The sequence below is a fragment of the Antribacter sp. NEAU-D49 genome (genome assembly GCF_057158775.1).
Map to the genome: position 1 here is coordinate 209,712 of NZ_JBXTSN010000003.1, position 22,296 is coordinate 232,007.

Genomic DNA, 22,296 nt, shown 5'->3' on the forward strand with positions numbered 1-22,296 from the left:
CGTGTGCGCGATCGGGGCGGTCCTGACCTGCAGGTGCCGCCCGGTCGTCCCCTGTGGCAGAGACCTGACCGGCGACGCACCGACGCACCATTCTGCCACAGCGCAGGCGCCAGGCCTGCGCGGGCGCCTTGTGACGTGCACCCGGACGCGCGCGGCCGCCGCCGTGATGCCGCCGGACCGGCGGTGAGCACCTCAGTGCCGCACCAGCCGCCCGTCCTCCACGACCCAGCCCAGCTCCCGCAGCTGCGCCACGTCGTGCTTGTCGAGCGTCGCGACGTCGAGCGCCGCGATCATGTCGGGACGCCGCGCCGCCGTGCGCTCCAGCGCGCGGTCCCGCCGCCAGCGCTCGATCCGGGCATGGTGCCCGGACAGCAGCACCTCGGGGATCTCGAGGCCCGCCCACGCCGGCGGCTTGGTGTAGACGGGATACTCCAGCAGCCCGGCCGCGCCGTGCGACTCCTCGACCAGCGACGCCGGGTTCCCCACCATCCCAGGGATCAGCCGGGCCACCGCCTCGATCATCACGAGCGCCGCGACCTCGCCGCCGTTCAGCACGTAGTCGCCGATCGACAGCTCGCTCACGGCGATGCCAGCCGCCCGGTAGTGCTCCGGGACCCGGGCGTCGATGCCCTCGTACCGCCCGCACGCCACGACCAGGTGCTCCTCCGTGGCCAACGCCTCGGCGTGCCGCTGCGTGAACACCTCGCCCGACGGCGTCGGGATGATCAGGTGCGCCCCGCGCCCGCCGCCCGGGGCAGCCGAGGCGTCGTCGGGCACCGCGGGCAGGATGCTGTCCAGCGCCGTGCCCCAGACGTCGGGACGCATCACCATGCCGGCGCCGCCTCCGAAGGGCGTGTCGTCGACGGTCCGGTGGCGGTCCGCGGTCCAGTCGCGCAGGTCGTGCACCCGCAGGTCCAGCAGCCCGGACTGGCGGGCCTTGCCCACCAGGGACAGGTCGAGCGCCGCGAGATAACCGGGAAAGATGGAGACGACGTCGACGCGCACGTCAGGCCTCGTCCGGCTCGCCGTCGGCGGCGCGCCCCGGCCCGCCGGTCGCCGGCGGCCCGCCGTCCGACGGCGCCGGCCGCGGCGAGGGGTCCGGTTCCGGACGGTCGATGATCGCGTTCTCCGCGTCCCGGGCCAGCAGGCCGCCCGGAGGGTCGAGCACGACGCGACCACCGGCGACGTCGACCACCGGCACGATCGAACGGACGAACGGGACGAGCGTGCGCTCGCCCCCGGTCTCCTTGACGAGCAGCGCGTCGTGCGCAGGCAGGTGCTCGAGCGCGACGACGGTGCCCACCACCGTCCCGTCGGTCAGCTCGGCGCGCAGCCCCGCGAGCTCGTGCGGGTACCAGGCGTCCTCCTCGTCGGAAGCGTCCGCCTCGACGACGAGCTCCACGCCCCGCAACGCCTCGGCGGCGTCGCGGCCCGAGACCTCGGCGAAGGTGACGAGCCAGCGGCCCTGGTGCACGCGCGTCCGGGTGACCGTGAGCGGCCCGGCGCTCGCCGGCTCGGTCGCCAGGACCTCCCCCACCGCCAGACGGGTCTCAGGGTCGTCGGTGCGCAGGTCCAGGCCGACCTCGCCCTTGAGGCCGTGCGGGCGGCCCACGCGGGCCACGGTGAGCTGCATGTCACTCCTCGGTCAGCGAGCGAGGCCCGGTCCGTCGCGGACCGGGCCTCGCCTCAGTGTGTGTCTCGCCCCGGCTCAGCGCCGGTCGACGTCCACGACGTCGATCCGCACCGGGCCGTCCGTCGCCAGCGCACCGACTACGGTGCGCAGGGCACGCGCCGTCCGACCCCCGCGGCCGATGACTCGGCCCAGGTCGTCGGGGTGCACGCGGACCTCGAGCAGATCGCCCCGGCGCAGCGTCTTGCCGGACACCCGGACGTCGTCCGGGTTGTCGACGATGCCGCGCACCAGGTGCTCGAGGGCGTCCGCGAGCATCAGGCCTCGTCGCCCTCGGCGGCCGGCTCCTCGGCGGGAGCAGCGGCAGCCTTCTCAGCAGCCTTGGCCTTGGCCTTCTCGGCCTCGAGCGCGACGGCCTCGACGGCGGACGCCGTGTCGGCCTTCTCGCCCTTGACGCGCAGGGTGCCCTCGGCGCCCGGCAGGCCCTTGAACTTCTGCCAGTCACCGGTGATCTTGAGGAGGTTCAGCACCTGCTCGGTCGGCTGCGCGCCGACCCCGAGCCAGTACTGCGCGCGCTCCGAGGTGATCTCGATGAACGACGGCTCCTCGGTGGGGTGGTACTTGCCGATCTCCTCGATCACGCGACCGTCGCGCTTGGTGCGCGAGTCGGCGACGACGATGCGGTAGTACGGCGCACGGATCTTGCCGAGGCGCTTGAGACGAATCTTGGTGGCCACTTGGGTGGTCTCTCCTGGTTCTTGGTTTGGCGACCCGCACACCGCGCCCGTGGGGTTGGACCGGTGGATGGGGTCAGGACACGGCGGACGCAGGAGAGAGGGGCCTGGGCACGCCGAGTACCCGGCTATTGTGCCAGACGCCCCGACGCCCCACCAACCGCGCTCTCCGGAGCCGCCGGGCCTCTCGTACCGGGCTCCGGACTACTTCAGGTCGTAGACCTCGCCGCGCAGCACGACCGCGCTCGGGTGGCGCAGCACGGCGATGTCCTCGCGCGGGTCGGCCGGGTAGACCACGAAGTCGGCCGACGAGCCCTCGACCACCGCCCCGAACCCGAGATAGTCCCGCGCCCGCCACGACGCCATCGCGACGACGTCGGCGGCGGGGATCCCGGCCGCGACGAGCTCGGCGCACTCGTCGGCGATGCGGCCGTGCGCGATGGTGCCGCCTGCGTCCGTGCCGACCAGCAGCGGCACCCCGGCGTCGAACAGGTTCCGCACGTGCTCGTACCGCCGCGCGTGCGTGCGTCGCATCCGCGCCGCGTAGAGGGGGTACTTGCCGTCCGCCTGCGCGGCGATCGCCTCGAACTGGTCCACCTGGAGCAGGGTGGGGGTCACCGGGACGCCCGCCGCGGCGGCCTGGGCCATGTGCTCGGGGGTCATGCCGGTGCCGTGCTCGATGCAGTCGACGCCCGCAGCGAGCAGAGCGGGGATCGTCTCCTCGGCGAACGCGTGGACGGTGACCCGGGCGGCCTCGGCGTGCGCCACGGCGACCGCCTCGGCCAGCACGTCGTCCGGCCACAGCGGCCGGAGGTCGCCGTCGGCCCCGAGGGACCGGTCGATCCAGTCGCCCACGAGCTTGACCCAGCCGTCGCCGCGGCGCGCCTGCTCGCGCACCGCCGCGGGTAGCTGCGACGGGTCCTCGAGCTCGAGGCCGTAGTTCCGCAGGTACCGCTTGGGCAGGGCCAGGTGCATCCCGGCCCGCAGGAGGTGCGGCAGGTCGCCGCGCTGCTGGACCCAGCCCGTGTCTGCGGGCGACCCCGCGTCCCGGACCAGGAGCACCCCGGAGTCGCGGTCCGCCTCGGCCTGCTTCTCCGCGACCTCGGGCTCGACGGCGCCGCCGGCGTCGAGGCCGATGTGGCAGTGGACGTCCACGAGCCCGGGCAGCACCCAGCCCTCGAGCACGCGCATGTACGTGCCCTGGGCGGACGGCCGGGTGAGGCTCACCCGGCCCTCACGGACCCAGAGCTCACCCACCTCACGGTCGTCGCCCAGCAGGATGTGGCCGCGGACGTGCACGGACGGACCTTCGAGCGCGGACAATGCCTCTCCTTCGTCTTCCTGGTTGCCAGGAAGATACCTGCTGCCGGCCGCCGGGCCTACCGGCCCAGGAACTTCTCGAGGCCGGGCGGCAGCTCGAGGTTGCTCAGGTCGGGCGCCTGGTCGGGCTTCGCGGAGGCACCGAGGCCGCCGAAGGCCGAGCCGGGGGCCGACGCCGGACCCTCCGCCGGGCCGCCCAGCGCCTTCTGGAGCGCCTCGCGCTCCTGCGCCGCGCGCTTCGCCGGGTTGCCGGACTTGCCCTTGACCTTCTTGACGGGTGCCTGCTTGCCGCGCGACTTCTTGCCGACGCCCATGCCAGGCATGCCCGGCATCCCCGGCATGCCGCCAGGGCCACCGCCGCGCGACATCTGGCGCATCATCTTCTGCGCGTTGTCGAACCGCTCGAGGAGCTGGTTCACCGCGGCGGTCGTGGTGCCCGAGCCCTTGGCGATGCGGGCCCGGCGGGAGCCGTTGATGATCTTCGGGTTGTCGCGCTCGGCGGGCGTCATGGACTTGATGACGGCCTCGATGCGGTCCACCTCGCGCTCGTCGAACTGGTCGAGCGCCTCCCGCATCTGCCCCATGCCCGGCAGCATGCCGAGCATCTTCTTCATCGAGCCCATGTTCTTCAGCTGCTGCATCTGCACCAGGAAGTCGGCGAGCGTGAAGTCCTGCCCCGACGCGACCTTCTCGGCCATCCTCGCCGCCTCGTCGGCGTCGAAGGCGCGCTCCGCCTGCTCGATCAGGGTGAGCACGTCACCCATGTCGAGGATGCGCGAGGCCATGCGGTCGGGGTGGAAGACCTCGAAGTCGGTCAGCTTCTCGCCCGTGGACGCGAACATGATGGGCCGGCCGGTGACCTTCGCGACCGAGAGCGCCGCGCCACCACGGGCGTCGCCGTCCAGCTTGGAGAGCACCACGCCGGTGAAGTCGACGCCGTCGGCGAACGCCTTGGCCGTGTTCACGGCGTCCTGGCCGATCATCGCGTCGATGACGAACAGGACCTCGTCCGGCTGGATGGCCGCCCGGATGTCGCCCGCCTGGCGCATGAGCACCTCGTCGATGCCGAGGCGGCCGGCGGTGTCGACGATGACGACGTCGTGCTGGCGCGCCTTCGCGGCAGCCACGCCGTCCCGCGCGACCGCGACGGGGTCGCCGATCAGGACGGCGTCGGCGGCCGGGTCGTCGGCCTCGCTCGTGTTGCCGGGGTGCGGCGCGAACACCGGCACGCCCGCGCGGTCGGCCACGACCGACAGCTGGTTGACGGCGTTGGGGCGCTGCAGGTCGGCGGCGACGAGGAGCGGCGTGTGCCCCTGCTCCCGCAGGGCGAGGGCGAGCTTGCCGGCGAGCGTCGTCTTTCCGGCACCCTGGAGGCCGGCGAGCATGATGACCGTGGGCGGCACCTTGGCCAGCGCGAGCGCGCGCGTCTGACCGCCCAGGATCTCGACCAGCTCGTCGTTGACGATCTTGACGACCTGCTGGGCAGGGTTCAGGGCGGCGGAGACCTCCGCCGACAGCGCGCGCTCGCGCACCGCGGCGGTGAACTCGCGCACGACGGGGACCGCGACGTCGGCGTCGAGCAGCGCGCGGCGGATCTCGCGCACGGTGGCGTCGATGTCCGCCTCGGAGAGCCGTCCCCTGCTGCGCAGGTTCTTGAACGTCGAGGTGAGCCGGTCCGACAGGGAGTTGAACACGGGTCAAGCGTAGTCGAGGCTACGAGAGGGCTGCCCGCGCCCGTCCTGTGAGGTCGTCCACGAGCCGCGCCCGCCACGCGGTCCAGCCGTTGGGGCCCAGGGAGCTCGAGTCCGCCTCGGTCAGGACGCGCAGCACCTCCAGCAGGTCGCGCCGCCGGTCCACCGCGTCCAGGAGGGCCTCGACCGTGGCCGGGTCGGCCGGATCCTTGCCCACCGCGAGCTCCGCCAGGGTGAGGTGGTGGCGCACCAGGCGCGTGACGTCGTCGACCACCGAGCGGTCGAAGCCCATGCGCCGCAGCACGACCGGCGCGATGCGCGCGCCCTCGGCCGAGTGGTCGGTGGCCCCGCGGACCTTGCCGATGTCGTGCAGGATCGAGGCGAGCAGCAGCAGGTCGGCGCCCACCGGGCTCTCCCGGGCGGCGACGCGGCGCAGGCGCGACGCGCGCGACGCCGTCTCCACGAGGTGCCGGTCCACGGTGTGGCGGTGGATCGCCGCCCGCTGCGGCCGGTTGCGCACCGCCGCCCACTCGGGGATCCAGGTGGTCACCACCCCCGCGAGGTCGAGCGCCTCCCAGACCGGCACCTGCGCGGCGCCCGAGCCCAGGAGGGCGAGCAGGTGCGCACGGGCTGCGGGCGGCCAGGGCTCCGGAAGGGGCGGGCACTCCGCCAGGCTCCCGATCGTCACGGGCGACAGCGCCAGACCCGTCCGGGCGGCGGTCGCGGCAGCCCGGAGCGAGAGCAGCGGGTCGTCGGCGGGGCGCGCGCCCACGCTGAGCACAAGCTCGCCGTCGTGCTCCACGAGGCCCTCCCCCACGGAACGCAGGCGCGGCGGCGTGCGCCGGCCCCGGACCAGCATCGGCCGGCCGGCCGTGCGCGGCCGCTGCAGGGCCTGCCGGGCCCGGCGCACCGTCACGTCCAGGGCGTAGGAGATCTCGCGGCCGGACTCCGCGAGCGTCGCGAGGAGCTCGTCCGGGTCGTCGTGGCCGCACTGTGCGGCCACCTCGTCGAGGTCGGCGAGCAGCAGCCGGGTCGACCGGCGGCGGGTCACCACCTGCAGGGTGTCGCGGACGTCGAGCAGGTGGCTGTACGCCTGGTCGACGCTCCCGTGCGGGCGGTCCGTGAGCCAGGTCGCCGCCAGCGCGGACAGCACCACGGCGTCGCGGATGCCGCCGCGGGCCTCCTTCAGGTCGGGCTCGATCAGGTACGCGAGCTCGCCCGAGCGGGCGGCGCGCTCGCGCGTGGAGGAGAGCAGCTCGGGCAGCCGACGGCGGGCTGCGGCCCGCCAGTCCGTGAGCACCGCCGAGGCGGCACGGTGCACGACGACGGCGTCCCCCGCCACCGGGCGGACCGCCAGCCAGCCGATCGCCGCGGGAAGGTCCTTCGTGGCGACCTGTCGCGCCTGGCTCAGGGAGCGCACGGCGTGGTCCAGGTCGAGGCCCGCGTCCCAGATGGGGTACCAGAGCCGTTCGGCGACGGCCTGCAGCTCCTCCGGGCGGTGGGTGCGCCCGTCGTGCACCAGGACGAGGTCGAGGTCGCTGAGCGGCCCGAGCTCGCCGCGGCCGAGGCTGCCCACGGCGGCGAGCGCGATGCCCTGCGGGTCCACGCTGTCGGTCGCGTCGGCGTACAGCGCGCCGAGACGCTCGGTCGCCAGGGACGCCAGCGCCGAGCGCCGGGCCACGCCGGAGCGCCCGGGGCCGGTGAGTCCTGCCGCGGCCGCGAGGAGGTCGTCACGAAGGCCCCGCACCCCAGGGGTGGGGTGCGGGGCCTCCGAGCCGTCCCCCGCGCCGTCAGGCAGCGGATGGTCGGTCATGCCCTCGGGCTACAGCGCGGCGTCGCCGTGCTCGCCGGTGCGGACGCGTGCCACGTCCTCGACCGGCACGACCCACACCTTGCCGTCACCGATCTTGCCGGTCTGGGCGGCGCCGATGATGGCCTCCGTCACCGTCGCGGCGTCGGCGTCGGCGACGAGCACCTCGATGCGGACCTTCGGGACCAGGTCGACCGTGTACTCCGCACCGCGGTACACCTCGGTGTGACCCTTCTGCCGGCCGTAGCCGCTGGCCTCGCTGACCGTCATGCCGCGGACGCCGGCGGCCTCCAGGGCCGACTTCACGTCGTCCAGACGGTGGGGCTGGATGACCCCTGTGACGAGCTTCATGCGCGTACCTCCTTACAGTCGGGCGCCACCACGAGGGTCAGCGCACCTCGGTGATGGTGGAACCGGTGGAGCCGAGGCCCTCGTACGCGGACTCGCCGTGCACGGCCAGGTCGATGCCGCCGACCTCCTGCTCCTCCGTGACGCGCCAGCCCATGGTCGCCTTGAGCAGCAGGGCGATGAGGTAGGTGACGACGAAGGAGAAGACGACGGCGATCAGCGCGGCCACGATCTGCGTGATGAGCTGCGTGACGCCGCCACCGTAGAAGAGGCCGTTGAGGGAGCCCTCGAAGTAGAAGGACTCGTAGCGGCCGTTCGTGGCGAAGAGGCCGATGAGGACCGTACCGACGAGGCCACCGACCAGGTGGACGCCCACCACGTCGAGCGAGTCGTCGTAGCCGAACTTGAACTTGAGGCCCACGGCGAGCGAGCAGAGCACGCCGGCGACCAGGCCGATGACGATCGCGCCGTAGGTGTCGACGGTGCCCGCGGCCGGGGTGATGGCCACGAGACCGGCCACGACGCCGGACGCCGCACCGAGAGAGGTGGCCGAGCCGTCGCGGAACTTCTCCGTGACGAGCCAGGCGAGCATCGCGACACCGGCGGCGGCGAAGGTGTTGACCCAGGCGCGACCCGCCGTGCCGTCGGCCGCCAGCTCGGAGCCGGCGTTGAACCCGAACCAGCCGAACCACAGGAGCGCGGCGCCGAGCATCACGAAGGGCAGGTTGTGGGGACGCATGGGCTCCTTGCCGAAGCCCTTGCGCTTGCCGATCACGAGGGCCAGCGCGAGGCCGGCGGCGCCGGCGTTGATGTGCACCACGGTGCCACCGGCGAAGTCGATCGGCAGCGAGAGCGCGTCGACGATGGGGCCGGAGCCCAGCAGGCCGCCGCCCCAGACCCAGTGCGCCATGGGCGCGTAGACCAGGGTGACCCAGATGGCGGTGAACGCGATCCAGGTGCCGAACTTCACGCGGTCGGCGATGGCGCCGGAGATGAGGGCGACCGTGATGACGGCGAACGTGCCCTGGAAGCCTGCGAAGACGATGGCCGGGACACCGACGGCGCCGGCGAGCGAGTCGCCGCTGTCCATCGTGAGGCCGAAGTGGTCGAGCGGGTTGCCGACGAAGCCGCCACCGAGGTCGGTGCCGAACGCCAGCGAGTAGCCGTAGAGCACCCAGATCAGGCCCGCGACACCCATCGCGCTGAAGCTCATCATCATCATGTTGAGGACGCTCTTGCCGCGCACCATGCCGCCGTAGAAGAACGCCAGGCCCGGCGTCATCAGCAGCACGAGCGAGGAGGCGGTGAGCATCCAGGCAGTGTTCCCACTGTCCAGAGTGAATTCCATCCTGATTGCCTCTCTCCCCGGACCTGCCACTGCGGCTGGCCCGGGTCAACGTTCGCGGCGCGCCGTTACGCTGGGCATGCCCTGATGTTACGGACGTGTGACGTAGGGCGGAAGCATGTAAACCTTGGGTTTCATGTCACCGTTGGGTGAAATGTCATCTCGCATCGTGACCCGATCGTTGCCGCTCCGCGATCCAGGTGTAACTTCACATGCTTTTCGCTCCGCGGTCACGAAGCCTCCATCACGGACATCTCCGGCTCGGCCCAGACAGCTCAGCCGATGTCCTTGCTCGGCCGAGCCTGCGGTTCCGCTCCGGGCGCGTGCCTCGTCCCTCGGCCCCCACCCTGCGCTGCACCTCCGGCTCAGCCGAGGATCCCGTCGACGAACTGCTCCGGGTCGAACGGCGCCAGGTCGTCCGGGCCCTCGCCCAGGCCCACGAGCTTCACCGGCACCCCCAGCTGGCGCTGGACCTGCACCACGATGCCGCCCTTGGCCGTGCCGTCGAGCTTGGTCAGGACGATGCCCGTCACACCGGCCACCTCGCCGAAGACCCGCGCCTGCGTGAGCCCGTTCTGGCCCGTCGTCGCGTCGAGCACCAGCAGCACCTCGCTGGGCGCGGCCACCTTGCTCGAGACGCGCACGATCTTGCCGAGCTCGTCCATCAGCCCGGCCTTGTTCTGCAGGCGGCCGGCCGTGTCCACGAGGACCACGTCCACCCCCTCGTCGCGGCCCCGCGAGACCGCCTCGAACGCGACCGACGCCGGGTCGGCCCCGTCCCGGTCGGACCGCACCGTCGGTACGCCCACGCGCGCGCCCCAGGTCTGGAGCTGGTCGGCGGCCGCCGCGCGGAACGTGTCGGCGGCGCCGAGCACGACCGTGCGCCCCTCGGCCACCAGGACGCGCGCCAGCTTGCCGACCGTCGTGGTCTTGCCGGTGCCGTTCACGCCCACGACCAGCACCACGGCGGGCAGGGGCGAGCCGTCCTCCCCCGTCCGGGGCCCCACGTGGAGCGTGCGGTCCAGGGTGGGGTCCACGAGCCGCACGAGCTCCTCGCGCAGCAGGTCGCGCACCGCGCCGGGCTCCCGTACGCCCAGCACGCGCACCCGCGTGCGCAGCGCCTCGAGCAGCTCGGTGGTGGGCCCGGGGCCCACGTCGGCGAGGAGGAGGACCTCCTCGATCTCGTCCCAGTCGTCCTCGGTCAGCGTGTCGCGCGACAGGACCGACAGCAGCCGAGCACCCAGCGGAGAGCCGGACCGCGCCAGGCGGTCGCGCAGGCGGACCATCCGTCCGGCGGCCAGTTCCGGCCGCTCCACCTCGGGAGCCACGGTGCCCGACGGCGGCGCGGTCACCTCTCCCGGCGCCGCCGGCCCGGCCTCGGCCTCCTCAGGCGCCTCCGGGCGCTCGGCCTCGATGGTGCCGGTGCCGCCGCCCGTAGCGGGCCGCGTGTCGGTGCCGCCCTCGCCGGAGGTGCCCGACCGGCGTCGGGCGCGGAGGTACGCGACGGCGCCGCCGCCGCCCGCGACGACCACGAGGCCGGTGATGATCTCGATCCAGGGGATGTCGTTCACGAGGAGGATTCTCCCAGACGCTCAGGAAACCCTCGGGACGAGCGAGAGGTCAGCGGGGGCGCGAGATGGTGCCGAGCGGCACGTGGAGCGTGCGTGATGCCTGAGCACGTGCCCGCTGGAGCGCGTCGGTCAGCTCGGCAGGGTCCACGTACGCGGGCTTGGACTCGATGGTCGCGGCGAAGAACGCCTCCATGTCCATGTCCACGGGCCGCTCGGCCGGACGGGAGGGGCGACCAGGACTGGCCGGGCGCGCGTTGGCGCCGGCCGGGACCGTCTGGCGGCCCACCCAGACGGTGGGCGTGCCGACGGCGTGGTGTGCCACGGCGGTGGCACGGGACCGACCGGGGATCCGCACCTCGCGTTGTGCACGCAGGTGGCGCAGACCGGTCCGGAACCGTTCCCACAGGGACGCCGTGGTGGTCGCGCCGCCGGGGTTGTCCATGACACCGGCGACCAGGAAGACGGAGGCGGCGAGCAAGAGGCAGACCACGAGGATGACGACAGACCAGAGCATGCTGCGATTGTCGCGTGGCAACCCCCTGAACGCCTGGGATATCCACAGCGACACGCCGTGGCCTGTCGCGCGACGCGCGGTGCATAAGACCCTATATCAGGACATAGGCCGTTGCACTGTGCGCAAGATCACCCGCTATACCTCCACGGCGTCGCGCTCTCCGAGCCGCTGGCTGATCACCGTCGTCACGCCGTCGCCCCGCATCGTGACGCCGTACAGGGCGTCCGCGACCTCCATGGTGCGCTTCTGGTGCGTGATCACGATGAGCTGCGAGTCCCGCTGCAGTTCCTTGAAGATCTCGATCAGCCGGCCCAGGTTCACGTCGTCGAGGGCCGCCTCGACCTCGTCCATGACGTAGAACGGGCTGGGCCGCGCCTTGAAGATCGACACGAGGAACGCGACCGCGGTGAGCGACCGCTCCCCGCCCGACAGCAGCGACAGGCGCTTGACCTTCTTGCCCGCCGGGCGCGCCTCGACCTCGATACCCGTGGTCAGCAGGTCCGACGGGTCCGTGAGCACCAGCTTGCCCTCGCCGCCCGGGAAGAGCCGCGGGAAGACCTCGAGGAACTTGTCGGCGGTGTCGCGGAACGCCTCGGCGAAGACCTGCTCCACGCGGTCGTCGATGTCCTTGACGATGCCGAGGAGGTCCTGGCGTGACTTCTTCAGGTCGGCGAGCTGCTCCACCAGGAACGTGTGCCGCTCCTCCAGGGCCGCGAACTCCTCGAGCGCGAGCGGGTTCACAGCACCCAGGCGGGACAGCGCGCGCTCGGCCTGCCGAAGCCGCTTCTCCTGCTCGTCGCGGACGTACGGCACCGTCGTCGCCGGAGCGTCCTGCCACTGGCCGACGCGGGCACCCGGGGCGGGCTCCTGGCCCTCCTCGCCCTCCGGCGCCTCCGGGTCCGGCTCCCACTCGACCGGGTTGCCCTCGTCGTCACGCTTGAGGACCTTGCGCAGGGGCTTGACCGGGGCGGGCGCCTCGGCGTCGTAGACCGGCACCGGCTGGTGGGGGCCGTACTCCTCGACCAGGACCTCCGGGTCGATCCGCAGCTCCTCGACCGCCCGGGCCTGGAGCTGCTCGAGGCGCAGCTGCTGCTGGGCTCGCGCCACCTCGTCCCGGTGGGCCACGTCGGTCAGGTCCCGCAGCTCCTGGGCGAGGGTCTCCACAGAGGCGCGCACAGCGGTGAGCTGCTCGTTCCCGGCGGCACGCGTCTCTTCCCACTCGGCCTTCTCCGCGGCCGCCCGGTCCAGCGAGCGGGCGATGGCCTGCAGAGCCATCGCGGCACCCTGGCGCACCAGCACCGCGCGCTCGGCGTCACGCCGGCGGGACTCCTCGCGGGCCGCCGCCTGGGCGCGCGCCTCGCGCTCCTGGGCGGCGGCCCGCGCGAGGGACTGCGCACGACCCGACACGGCTCGCGCGCGCTCCTCGGCCGTGCGGAGCGCGAGCCGTGCCTCGGTCTCGCGGCCTCGCGCCGCGCTCGCAGCGGCCATCGCCTCGTCCCGCTGGGCCTGGACCTGGTCGAGCGCGTCCTGGGCCTGCTCCGGCTCCTCCTCGGCGACGTCGAGCCGCTCCACCAGGGCGGCGAGCTCGAGCTCGTCCTCCTCGCGGCGCGACTCCGCCTGCTCCAGGGCGGCGCGGTGCCGGTCGGCCTCGGCCCGGGCGGCCCGGGCGGACGCCCCCAGGGACCCGAGCTGCTCGGCCACCGCCGACAGCGCCGCGTCGTTCGCGTTGAGCTGCTCGAGCGTCTCGTCGTGACGCGCCTGCGCCCGCTCGAGCTGCTCGCGGGCCGTCACGAGCTCGGCGGCGGTCTGCACGAGGCGGCCGTCGGCGTCCTCGAGCGCGGCCCGCGCCTCGTCGAGCGCGGCCTGCAGGTGGAGCACGCTCGGCGCGGCCGCCGAGCCGCCCCAGGCCCGCCGTCCGCCCAGGAGGTCGCCCGCGCGCGTCGCGGCGACGATGCCCGGGTGGTCGCGCACCAGGGCGCGGGCGTGGGCCAGGTCGTCGACCACCACGACGTCACTGAGGATCGAGCGCAGCGGGCCCGCAGCCGGGCCCGACACCGTGAGCACGTCCGTCGCCCACCGGGCCCCGGCGGGGAGCCGGTCCGGTGCACCCGCCGGACGCGCCACGTCGTCGGCCACCGGGCTGCCGTCCACCGGGCTGCCCACCACCAGGCTCGCGCGGCCCGCGTCCTCGTCGCGGAGGAGGCGCAGCGCGTCGACGGCCTCGTCGAGGCCGGCGACCGCGACCGCGTCCGCCAGCGGGCCGAGGGCCGCGGCCACCGCGTCCTCGAAGCCCGGCTCGATGCCCAGCAGCGCCGCCACCGAACCGAGCACGCCCTGCTGGTTCGCGGCCAGGAGCGTCCCGGCGCCGTCCTTGCGGTCCAGGCTGAGCTGGAGCGTCTCCACCCGCGCGACCGCCGCCGAGCGGTCGCGCTCCGCCAGAGCCTGGCGCTCGTCGAGCGCCTGCACGGCGAGACGGGCCAGCTGCAGCTCCTCGGCGGCGGCCTCGTGCGCCGCGTCAAGACCCTGCTCCCCCTCGCGGACGCCCACGACCTGCGTCTCGAGCGCCACGAACTCTCGCGACGCCTCCTCGGCGCGGTGCTCCGCGTCGAGCACCGCCTCACGGAGCCGGTCCAGCTCGGCCTCGGCTGCCTCGACCCGGCTGCGGCGGGCGGCGACCTGCCCGGCCAGCCGGGCGAGGCCCTCCCGGCGGTCGGCGGCGGCCCGGAGCAGGGACGCGTGCGAACGCTCGGCGGCCTGCGCGGCGGCCTCCGCCTCGGAGCGCAGCTCGACAGCCGTCTCGACCAGCTCGCGGGCGATCTCCACCTCGGAGGCGAGCTCCTCCTCGCTCGCGCGGGCGCGGGCTGCCTGGGCCTCGAGGTCGTCCGGGTCCTGGCCACGGTGCTGCGGCTCGGCGGTGCCGAGAAGTCGCGCACGCTCGTCGGCCAGGGACTGCAGGCTGCGCAGGCGCTCGCGCGTCTGCGACAGGGCGAACCACGTGTCGCCCGCGCGGGAGAGCTGGCTCGACGCCGCGGTGGCCTCGGCCTCGAGCCGGGCCAGCGCCGACCGCGCCTCGGTCAGGGCGGCCTCAGCCTCCGCCTGGCGGCGGCGCAGCCCGGCCTCGTCGGCCCGCTCCTGCTCCATCTGCGCCTGGAGCTGGGCGAGGTCGTCGGCGAGGAGGCGCGCCTTGGCATCACGCAGGTCGCGCTGGACGGTCTGGGCCTTGCGGGCCGCCTCGGCCTGCCGGCCCAAGGGGCCGAGCTGGCGGCGCAGCTCCGCGGTGAGGTCGGCGAGCCGGGCGAGGTTGCCCTGCATCGCGTCGAGCTTGCGGAGCGCCTTCTCCTTGCGCTTGCGGTGCTTGAGGACGCCCGCGGCCTCCTCGATGAAGCCCCGGCGCTCCTCGGGCGTGGCCCGCAGCACCGCATCGAGCTGCCCCTGGCCGACGACGACGTGCATCTCGCGGCCGATGCCGGAGTCCGAGAGGAGCTCCTGGATGTCGAGCAGGCGGCAGTTGTTGCCGTTGATCGCGTACTCGGAGCCGCCGCTGCGGAACAGCGTGCGGCTGATCGTCACCTCGGTGTAGTCGATCGGCAGCGCGCCGTCGGTGTTGTCGATGGTCAGCGAGACCTCGGCGCGCCCCAGCGGCGCACGGCCCGAGGTGCCGGCGAAGATGACGTCGTCCATCTTGCCGCCGCGCAGCGACTTGGCGCCCTGCTCGCCCATGACCCAGGAGAGCGCGTCGACCACGTTCGACTTGCCCGAGCCGTTGGGGCCCACCACGCAGGTGATGCCCGGCTCGAAGTTCAGGGTGGTCGCCGACGCGAAGGACTTGAAGCCCCGGAGCGTGAGCGTCTTGAGGTGCACCGGGAGAGCCTAACCGCCGACACGCCGTTCTCGCGGGACGCCAGGGCGCTCCCGGGCCGCGCCCGGCCGTCCTGGGGCCCGCCCGGGCGGGCGTGTCCGGCTCGAGAACGCCATCAGGTGCCGCTACCGATGGGGTAACGACACCTGATGGCGTTCTCGAAGCGGACCGGCAGGCCCGGCGAGATCAGCCGAGCTCGGGGAACCAGAGCCCGATCTCGCGGGCGGCCGACTCGGTCGAGTCCGAGCCGTGCACCAGGTTCTGCACCACCTTGGTGCCCCAGTCACGACCGAGGTCGCCGCGGATGGTGCCGGGAGCCGCCGCCGTGGGGTCGGTGGCGCCGGCGAGCGAGCGGAAGCCCGCGATCACGTTCTGCCCCTCGGCCACGACCGCCAGGACCGGGCCCGAGAGCATGAAGTCCACGAGGGGCTGGAAGAACGGCTTGCCCTCGTGCTCGGCGTAGTGCGCCGCGAGCAGCTCCGGCGTGGCATCCATCAGCCGGACGGCCCGCAGCGTGTAGCCCTTGGCCTCGACGCGGCGCAGGATCTCGCCGGACAGGCCACGGCGCACGCCGTCCGGCTTCACCAGGACGAGCGTGCGCTCGGCCACGGGAAGGGTCGAGGGGTCGGCGGGCAGGGTCTTCTCTGCGACGTCGGTCATGGTCGCAAGCCTAACCGGGTCGCCGACGGCGGCCGAACAGGCACTAGCTCCCGGCGTTCGGGGCCGTCTCCGGGTGCGCGGCGTCGTACTCCGCACGCTCCCGGTCGATCCTGCTGCCGAGCCGCAGGGCGGCGATCCACAGCGCCACGAACACGCCGCCCACCAGGAACATCATGGGCACCACGAGCCCGAGCCCCAGGACGGGCAGCTGTGCCAGCGAGCCCGCGAGGTACCCGCCCGGGCCGCCCGTCATCCGCGAGAGGACGAGCAGCACCAGGGCGAGCGTGCCACCGGCCACCCAGATCGCGGCCGCCGAGTCGAACTGGAGCGGCCCGCGCCCGTAGGGCGACCCCCGCAGCCCGTACGCCACCAGCGTGGCGAACACGACGAGGAGCGACTCGCACGCCAGCACCGTCGAGGTGAACTGCACGAGGGCGGGCTTGCGGGGCTTGATGCTGTCGCCGGGCTGGGGCTGGTCCTTGCTCACCGCTTCACGATATCCGGTTCGCCGGTCGAGTCGGTGAGGTCCGACGCGTCATCGGGCACCACGAGGGCGTCGTCGCCGGACGGAGCCGCCACCGCCTCGCCGCGCGCCACCATGCCCGCCTCGCCCGAGAGCTTGATCTCCCGGAGGAACAGGGCGAGCACGAAGCCGATCAGGACGAGCGGGATCAGGTACCAGAACGCGGGCGCGAGGGCGTCCGTGAAGGCGTCGATCACGCCGGTCCGGAACGGCTCGGGCAGGGCCTGGACGGCGTCCGGGGTGAGGCTGGCGCCGTCGAACGCCGGGGTGCCGCCACCCTGGGCGCCGGTGGAGGCGGCCAGCTCGGTGAAGTTGTCGGTGAGCCGGGACGTGAAGATGGTCGTGAAGAGCGCCGTGCCGACTGCCGCGCCGATCTCTCGGAAGAAGTTGTTCGACGACGTCGCGGTGCCCAGCTCGTGCGGGTCCACGGAGTTCTGCACGGCGAGCACGATCGTCTGCATGACGAGGCCCATGCCCGCGCCGAGGACGAAGATCATGGCGCCGAAGAGCCACATCGACATGCCGCCGGTGATGGTGGTCAGCCACATCATGCCCAGCGCGGTGACCGCGAGGCCGGCGATCGGGTAGATCTTGTAGCGGCCGTTCTTCGTGATCGCGATTCCCGACGCGATGGAGGTCAGCATCACGCCGGCCATCATCGGCAGCATCAGGTAGCCGGACTCGGTGACGCCCGCGCCCGTCGACATCTGCAGGAAGGTCGGGAGCATCGCCATCGCCGAGAACATGCCCATGCCGAGCACCAGGCCGATGAGCGTCGTGATGGTGAACGTGCGGTTCTTGAACAGGCGCAGCGGGATCAGCGGCTCCGCCACGAGGTTCTCCGTCACGACGAACGCGGCGACCGCGGCCGCCGTGCCCGCGGCGAGGCCGAGCAGGCTCGGGTCGGACCAGTCGTAGCCCTCGTTGCCGAGCGACTCCCACGAGGTGAGCAGCACGATGCCCGACGTGCCGAGCATCATGAAGAGGATGCCGAACCAGTCCACGGGGCGGTTGGAGCGGTGGGTCGGCAGGCGCAGGGCGAACCAGGCGACGAGGATCGCCGCGATGCCCACCGGCACGTTGACCCAGAAGGTCCAGCGCCAGCCCGGGCCCTCGGTGAGCCAGCCGCCCATGAGCGGCCCGATCACGGCCGAGAGACCGAACAGCGCGCCCATGGGACCCATGTACTTGCCGCGCTCCTTGGCGGGCACGATGTCGGCGATGATCGCCTGCGACAGGATCATCAGCCCGCCGCCGCCCAGGCCCTGGACCGCGCGCCAGGCGACGAGCGCCTCGAAGGACTGCGCGAACCCGGCGCCCGCCGACGCGACGGTGAACAGCGTGACCGCCACGAGGAACGGCCAGCGGCGGCCCCAGAGGTCACCGAACTTGCCGTAGAGCGGCATGGCGACGGCGATGGCGAGGATGTAGGCGGTGATGACCCAGCCCTGGTGCTCCACGCCGTGCAGCTCGCCCACGATGGTCGGCATGGCGGTTCCGACGATCGTCTGGTCGAGCGACGACAGGAACATGCTGGCCATCAGCGCGCCGAAGATCAGCCAGATGGTGCGCTGCGTCAGCACGACCAACGGCTTGTCGGGCGCCGTGGGGTCGGCGTGGCTCATGGGTGGGACCTTTCTGCGGGGATGACGTCGGAGGCGACGACGTGGATGAGCTGGGCGACGGCCTCGGACAGGTGCGCGTCGAGGTCGCCGTGGTAGCCGGACCGCTCCCACGCCGTGATGGCGGTCCGGATGAGGGTGAGGACGAGCATGGTGAGCAGCTCGTTGTCGGCGCTGAAGGGCGCGACGGACCGCCGCGCGTCGAAGAGCTCGCGGAGCTCGGCCTTGTGCCGGTCCACCCAGACGAGGTGCCGCTGCAGCAGCCGAGGCTCGGACTTCATGAGCCGGAGGGCGCGGACCGCGCGCTCGTGGTTGCCCGCGAACTGCCGGAGCAGGGCCGCGACGAGCGCCTGCAGGTCGGTGAGGAGCAGCCCGCTGGGGCCGCCGTCGGCGAAGGCCCGCGCGGCCGTGGGGTCGACGCCCGAGTCCTCGACGCCGAGCACGGCGTCGTCCTTGGTCTCGAAGTAGTTGAAGAAGGTGCGCGTGGACACGCCCGCGTCCGCGCTGATCATCTCGACCGTGACGGCGTCGAGGCCGTGCTCGGCGACGAGGCGCTGCGCCACGTCGACCAGGGTGGCCCGCCGGGCGCGCTTCTTGCGCTCCCGCAGCCCGACGTCGTCGGCCTCGAGAGCATCAGCGGGGGCGGGCAGGGTCATGCGTCAATCTTGCACTCGATGAATTTTTCCATCAAGTGCAATTTTCTGTGACGCCTGTCTCACACCTCGCCGAAGCCGCCCTCGATCATCTCCACCACGGCCCGGACCGCCTCGTCCGCGCCCGGGCCCTCGGCCTCCACGAGGAGCTCCCGCCCCTCCGTGGCACCCAGCGCCATGAGCTGCAGCACGCTCGACGCGTCCACGCCGTCGACGCGCACGCGCGCGCCCAGCTCGGCCACCTTGCGCGACACGAGCGCGGCAGGCCGCGCGTGCAGGCCCAGCGGGTTGCGGACGGTGACCCGGCCGCTCGCGGTGTCCGACGACGGAGCGGCCGCCCCGTCCTGGATCGTCCCGGCCCCCGTGGTCGCCGGGGCGGCGGGCGCCGAGCCCGTGAACGAGCGGGCCGCGTCCTCGGCCGAGCCCAGGACCGACTCCAGCGTCGCGCCGCCGTGCGCGGTGACGGCCGCGGCCACGGCGCCCTCGACGAACGGGGCATTGGCGAGCCGGACCACGTCGGCGAGCCGCTCGTCCAGCTCGAGCACCGTCTCGACGGTGAGGATCGACGAACCCAGGTCGGCGAGTACCACGACCGTGCCACCCGACGCGTCCAGCGCCGCCCCGATCGCCTCCTGGACCACCTCCACGGACGTGCCGAGGCCGCCGTCGGGCCCGCCGGCCGCCGTACGGATCACCACGTCGGGGGCCATCTGACCGGCGAGCTCCGCAACGCCGCGGGCGAGGTCGGTGGAGTGGGAGACGAGGACGAGCGCGACCGGCGCGCTCATGCGGCAGCCCCGTCCACGCCGCCGTCCGGGCCGGCGAGGGCCGCGGCCATGGCCGCACCGAGGAGCAGAGCCGTGGACCGCGCGCCCGGGTCCTCGTGGCCCGCGCTGCGCTCGCCCAGGTAGGAGGCGCGGCCCTTGGTCGCGACGAGGGGAATGGTGTCGTGGGCGGCCTTGTCGGCGGCCTCGGCGGCGGCCCGCAGGACGGCGAGCTCGTCGCCGCCTTCCTGAGCGGCGCGCTCCGCGGCGTCGACGGCAGGCTGCCAGGCGTCGACCATCGTCTTCTCCCCCACCTGCGCCTTGCCGCGCGACGCGACCCCCTCGAGAGCGGCCTCGAGGAGCGCCACGACCGACGACGGGTCGAGCTGCGGACGGCCGGACACCTTCGACGCGCGCAGGAACGCCGTCCCGTACAGCGGGCCGGAGGCGCCGCCCACCGTCGACATGAGGGTGGTCGCGACGATCTTCAGCACGTCGCCGACCTGACGGTCCGAGGTGTCGAGGCCGCTGACCTCGACCGCTGCCGCGTCGAGCCGGGCCACGACCGCCTGGAACCCACGGTGGAGGTTCTCCCCGTGGTCGCCGTCGCCGATCTGCCGGTCGAGCTCGGTCAGCTCGTCCTTCGCGGCCGCGACGGCCTCGGCAGTCCGGCGCACCCAGCGCTCAGCCCAGTCGGCGTCCAACGTCATGTCCCGGAACCTTCCTTGCTCAGTACCTCCGGCGCGGCGCGGTGCCGCTGTCACCACCGCAGGGCGGCCGTGTGCACGGGCGCGTCCCACAACGCCTCGAGCTCGTCGTCCAGCCGCAGGACGGTGACGGACGCGCCCTGCATCTCGAGCGACGTCACATAGCTCCCGACGAGCGAGCGCGACACCGTCACACCACGCCCCTCGAGGAGACGACGCGCCCGACCATAGACCACATAGAGCTCGGACAACGGCGTTCCGCCCATACCGTTGACGAACAGCAACACTCGATCGCCCGGGACGAGCGTCAGGTCGTCGGCGACGGGGTCGAGGAGCGCCTGCGTGATCTCGTCGGCCGAGGCCATGGGCACGCGGTGACGTCCCGGCTCGCCGTGGATCCCGATGCCGATCTCGATCTCGTCGTCAGCGAGGTCGAAGCTGGGGCGGCCCGAGTGCGGCACCGTGCAGGCCGCCAGGGCGACGCCCATGGAGCGCACGTTCGCCACGACCTTGCGCGCCACGTCGGCGACCGCCGCGAGGTCGGCACCCCTCGCCGCGGCCGCGCCCGCGATCTTCTCGACGGCGAGCGTCCCCGCGACACCGCGGCGGCCCGCCGTGTACAGGGAGTCCTCGACCGCGACGTCGTCGTTCACCAGGACGCTCTCCACCCGGAGGTCCTCGGCCTCGGCCAGCTCCACGGCCGTCTCGAAGTTGAGGACGTCGCCCGTGTAGTTCTTGACGATCGCGAGGACGCCCGCACCGCCGTCCGCGGCCTGGAGCGCCGGCAGGATCTGGTCCGGGGTGGGCGACGTGAACACAGCGCCGGGGACAGCGGCGTCGAGCATCCCGTCGCCCACGAAACCCGCGTGCAACGGCTCGTGGCCTGAACCGCCTCCGCTCACGAGGCCCACCTTGCCGTTGACCGCCCCGTCCTTGCGGGAGACGAACACCGGGTCACGGTGGACGTCGACCAGGTCGGCGTGCGCGAGGGCGAAGCCCGCCAGGGAGTCGGCGACGGCGTCCGCAGGGTTGTTCAGCAGCTTCTTCACGGCAGACATCTCCTCAGCGGCAGGCGTCGGCGGTCAGCCCCGTTGCTGGACGCGTGCACCGGCCTCATGAGACTCCATACAACACCACGAGAGCGGTTCGCAGAACCCTTGCCGCACCTACCGCGTGGGGCGGCCCAGGAGGATCCGCGCGTCCGCGACGGTGATCACCGAACCCGTCACGAGCACCCCCGTACCCGTCCCCACGCCCACCGTGTCGCCCGACTCGGCGAGGTCCGCCGCGAGCTGGAGCGCCTCGTCGAGCCGTTCCGTGGTGTGCACCCGGTCCTCGCCGAAGACCTCCCGCGCCACCTCCGCGACGTCCTCCGGGTCCGCGCTGCGCTCGGACGAGTTCCGCGTCACGACGATCTCCGCGAGCACCGGCTCCAGGGTCGCGAGCAAGCCCTCGACGTCCTTGTCGCCCATGATCGCGACGACACCCACGAGCCGGTGGAAGTCGAACGCCTCCTCCAGCCCCGCGACCAGCGCCTCCGCGCCGTGCGGGTTGTGCGCGGCGTCGACCAGCACCGTGGGGCTGGACCGCACCACCTCCAGGCGGCCGGGCGACGTCACGTCCCCGAACGCCGCCTCGACGACCTCGCCGCTCAGCGCGCCACCGCCGCTCACCAGCGCCTCGGTGGCCGCGAGCGCCAGCAGCGCGTTGTGCGCCTGGTGCTCCCCGTGCAGGGGCAGGTAGATCTCGGTGTAGAGGCCCGCGGGCGTGCGCAGGTCGATCAGCTGCCCGCCGACGGCGACGCGCCGGTCCGCGACCTCGAGCTCGTAGCCCTCGCGGATCAGGCGGGCCCCCACCCGCGCGGCGCGCTCGACGATCACCACCTCGGCGTCCTCGCGCTGGGCGGCGACGACGGCCGTGGCCCCGTCCTTGATGATGCCGGACTTCTCGGTGGCGATCTCCGTGATGGTGGAGCCGAGCCAGCGCTCGTGGTCCACCGCCACGGGGGTGATGACGGCGACGTCGCCGTCGACGACGTTCGTCGAGTCCCACGTGCCGCCCAGGCCCACCTCGACGATCGCGACGTCGACGGGGGCGTCGGCGAACGCCGCGAACGCCATGACGGTGAGCACCTCGAAGAAGCTGAGGCGGGGGCCGCCCGCCTCCTCCGACTCGCGGTCGGCGACGCCCACGTACGGGGCAACGTCCTCCCACACCTCGACGAAGCGCTCGGGGCTGAGCGGCTCGCCGTCGACGGCGATGCGCTCGGTCACGCTGGTCAGGTGCGGGGACGTGAACCGGCCGGTGCGGAGGCCGTGCTCGCGGACCAGGCGCTCGATCATCCGGGCCGTGGAGGACTTGCCGTTGGTCCCCGTGATGTGGATGGTGCGGTAGGCCTTCTGCGGGTCGCCGAGCATCTCGAGGACGCGCTGGACGCGGGAGAGGGTGGGGTCGATGTCGTACTCGGCCGCACGGGTCATGATTTCCTGGCGAACCAGGTCGAAGGCTGCATCCACGAGTCGAGGATAGGGTTTCGCCATCGTCG

Annotated in this window: 20 protein-coding genes; all 20 read right to left on the reverse strand. The window is 73.2% G+C overall.

Going from position 1 to position 22,296, the window contains the following annotated elements:
- Nucleotides 1-192: 192 nt before the first annotated feature.
- The 20 genes from trmD to AC060K_RS04430 all read right to left on the reverse strand — a co-directional run bounded on the left by trmD (nucleotide 193) and on the right by AC060K_RS04430 (nucleotide 22,291).
- A complete protein-coding gene (gene trmD / locus AC060K_RS04335) occupies nucleotides 193-1,005 on the reverse strand; it encodes a tRNA (guanosine(37)-N1)-methyltransferase TrmD (RefSeq protein WP_483764227.1) in 813 nt (270 codons plus the stop codon).
- A gap of 1 nt (nucleotide 1,006) precedes the next feature.
- The gene (rimM, locus tag AC060K_RS04340; protein WP_483764228.1) at nucleotides 1,007-1,633 is read right to left on the reverse strand and encodes a ribosome maturation factor RimM; all 627 of its coding nucleotides are present in this window, start codon (nucleotides 1,631-1,633) and stop codon (nucleotides 1,007-1,009) included.
- Between the two features lie 75 nt (nucleotides 1,634-1,708).
- Nucleotides 1,709-1,948 (reverse strand): RNA-binding protein, encoded by a 240-nt coding sequence (locus tag AC060K_RS04345; RefSeq protein ID WP_483764229.1) that lies wholly within the window; start codon nucleotides 1,946-1,948, stop codon nucleotides 1,709-1,711.
- A complete protein-coding gene (rpsP, locus tag AC060K_RS04350) occupies nucleotides 1,948-2,367 on the reverse strand; it encodes a 30S ribosomal protein S16 (protein ID WP_483764230.1) in 420 nt (139 codons plus the stop codon). Before rpsP ends, AC060K_RS04345 begins: the two co-directional genes overlap by 1 nt.
- Before the next feature lie 201 nt (nucleotides 2,368-2,568).
- The gene (locus AC060K_RS04355; RefSeq protein WP_483764231.1) at nucleotides 2,569-3,687 is read right to left on the reverse strand and encodes an amidohydrolase family protein; all 1,119 of its coding nucleotides are present in this window, start codon (nucleotides 3,685-3,687) and stop codon (nucleotides 2,569-2,571) included.
- A 56-nt stretch (nucleotides 3,688-3,743) separates the two neighbouring features.
- Entirely contained in the window at nucleotides 3,744-5,378 is a 1,635-nt protein-coding gene (gene ffh / locus AC060K_RS04360; protein WP_483764232.1) for a signal recognition particle protein, read from the reverse strand.
- A gap of 19 nt (nucleotides 5,379-5,397) precedes the next feature.
- On the reverse strand, nucleotides 5,398-7,188 hold the full coding sequence (locus AC060K_RS04365) for a [protein-PII] uridylyltransferase (RefSeq protein WP_483764233.1): 1,791 nt from the start codon (nucleotides 7,186-7,188) through the stop codon (nucleotides 5,398-5,400).
- Between the two features lie 9 nt (nucleotides 7,189-7,197).
- Nucleotides 7,198-7,536, reverse strand: coding sequence for a P-II family nitrogen regulator (locus tag AC060K_RS04370; protein ID WP_483764234.1), 339 nt, complete (start codon nucleotides 7,534-7,536; stop codon nucleotides 7,198-7,200).
- A gap of 37 nt (nucleotides 7,537-7,573) precedes the next feature.
- On the reverse strand, nucleotides 7,574-8,881 hold the full coding sequence (locus AC060K_RS04375; protein ID WP_483764235.1) for an ammonium transporter: 1,308 nt from the start codon (nucleotides 8,879-8,881) through the stop codon (nucleotides 7,574-7,576).
- Between the two features lie 362 nt (nucleotides 8,882-9,243).
- Nucleotides 9,244-10,449: a signal recognition particle-docking protein FtsY gene (gene ftsY, locus AC060K_RS04380; RefSeq protein ID WP_483764236.1), complete on the reverse strand. Its 1,206-nt coding sequence runs from the start codon at nucleotides 10,447-10,449 to the stop codon at nucleotides 9,244-9,246.
- Nucleotides 10,450-10,498: 49 nt separating this feature from the next.
- Nucleotides 10,499-10,963 carry a hypothetical protein gene (locus AC060K_RS04385; RefSeq protein ID WP_483764237.1) on the reverse strand — a complete coding sequence of 155 codons (465 nt, stop codon included), beginning with the start codon at nucleotides 10,961-10,963 and terminating at the stop codon, nucleotides 10,499-10,501.
- Between the two features lie 135 nt (nucleotides 10,964-11,098).
- On the reverse strand, nucleotides 11,099-14,824 hold the full coding sequence (gene smc, locus AC060K_RS04390; protein ID WP_483764238.1) for a chromosome segregation protein SMC: 3,726 nt from the start codon (nucleotides 14,822-14,824) through the stop codon (nucleotides 11,099-11,101).
- A 184-nt stretch (nucleotides 14,825-15,008) separates the two neighbouring features.
- Nucleotides 15,009-15,482, reverse strand: coding sequence for a nucleoside-diphosphate kinase (gene ndk / locus AC060K_RS04395; protein WP_483764239.1), 474 nt, complete (start codon nucleotides 15,480-15,482; stop codon nucleotides 15,009-15,011).
- 43 nt (nucleotides 15,483-15,525) lie between these two features.
- Entirely contained in the window at nucleotides 15,526-15,969 is a 444-nt protein-coding gene (locus tag AC060K_RS04400) for a DUF4233 domain-containing protein (RefSeq protein WP_483764240.1), read from the reverse strand.
- Complete coding sequence (locus AC060K_RS04405; protein ID WP_483764241.1) at nucleotides 15,966-17,630, reverse strand: MDR family MFS transporter; 1,665 nt, start codon at nucleotides 17,628-17,630, stop codon at nucleotides 15,966-15,968. The genes AC060K_RS04400 and AC060K_RS04405 overlap by 4 nt, the downstream gene beginning before the upstream one ends.
- Nucleotides 17,627-18,283: a TetR/AcrR family transcriptional regulator gene (locus AC060K_RS04410; protein ID WP_483764242.1), complete on the reverse strand. Its 657-nt coding sequence runs from the start codon at nucleotides 18,281-18,283 to the stop codon at nucleotides 17,627-17,629. The genes AC060K_RS04405 and AC060K_RS04410 overlap by 4 nt, the downstream gene beginning before the upstream one ends.
- A gap of 59 nt (nucleotides 18,284-18,342) precedes the next feature.
- The gene (gene dhaM / locus AC060K_RS04415; RefSeq protein WP_483764243.1) at nucleotides 18,343-19,068 is read right to left on the reverse strand and encodes a dihydroxyacetone kinase phosphoryl donor subunit DhaM; all 726 of its coding nucleotides are present in this window, start codon (nucleotides 19,066-19,068) and stop codon (nucleotides 18,343-18,345) included.
- Nucleotides 19,065-19,754, reverse strand: a complete 690-nt coding sequence (dhaL, locus tag AC060K_RS04420) for a dihydroxyacetone kinase subunit DhaL (protein WP_483764244.1) — start codon at nucleotides 19,752-19,754, stop codon at nucleotides 19,065-19,067. Before dhaL ends, dhaM begins: the two co-directional genes overlap by 4 nt.
- A 50-nt stretch (nucleotides 19,755-19,804) precedes the next feature.
- A complete protein-coding gene (gene dhaK, locus AC060K_RS04425; RefSeq protein WP_483764245.1) occupies nucleotides 19,805-20,800 on the reverse strand; it encodes a dihydroxyacetone kinase subunit DhaK in 996 nt (331 codons plus the stop codon).
- 117 nt (nucleotides 20,801-20,917) lie between these two features.
- The gene (locus tag AC060K_RS04430; RefSeq protein ID WP_483764246.1) at nucleotides 20,918-22,291 is read right to left on the reverse strand and encodes a bifunctional folylpolyglutamate synthase/dihydrofolate synthase; all 1,374 of its coding nucleotides are present in this window, start codon (nucleotides 22,289-22,291) and stop codon (nucleotides 20,918-20,920) included.
- Nucleotides 22,292-22,296: the final 5 nt, after the last annotated feature.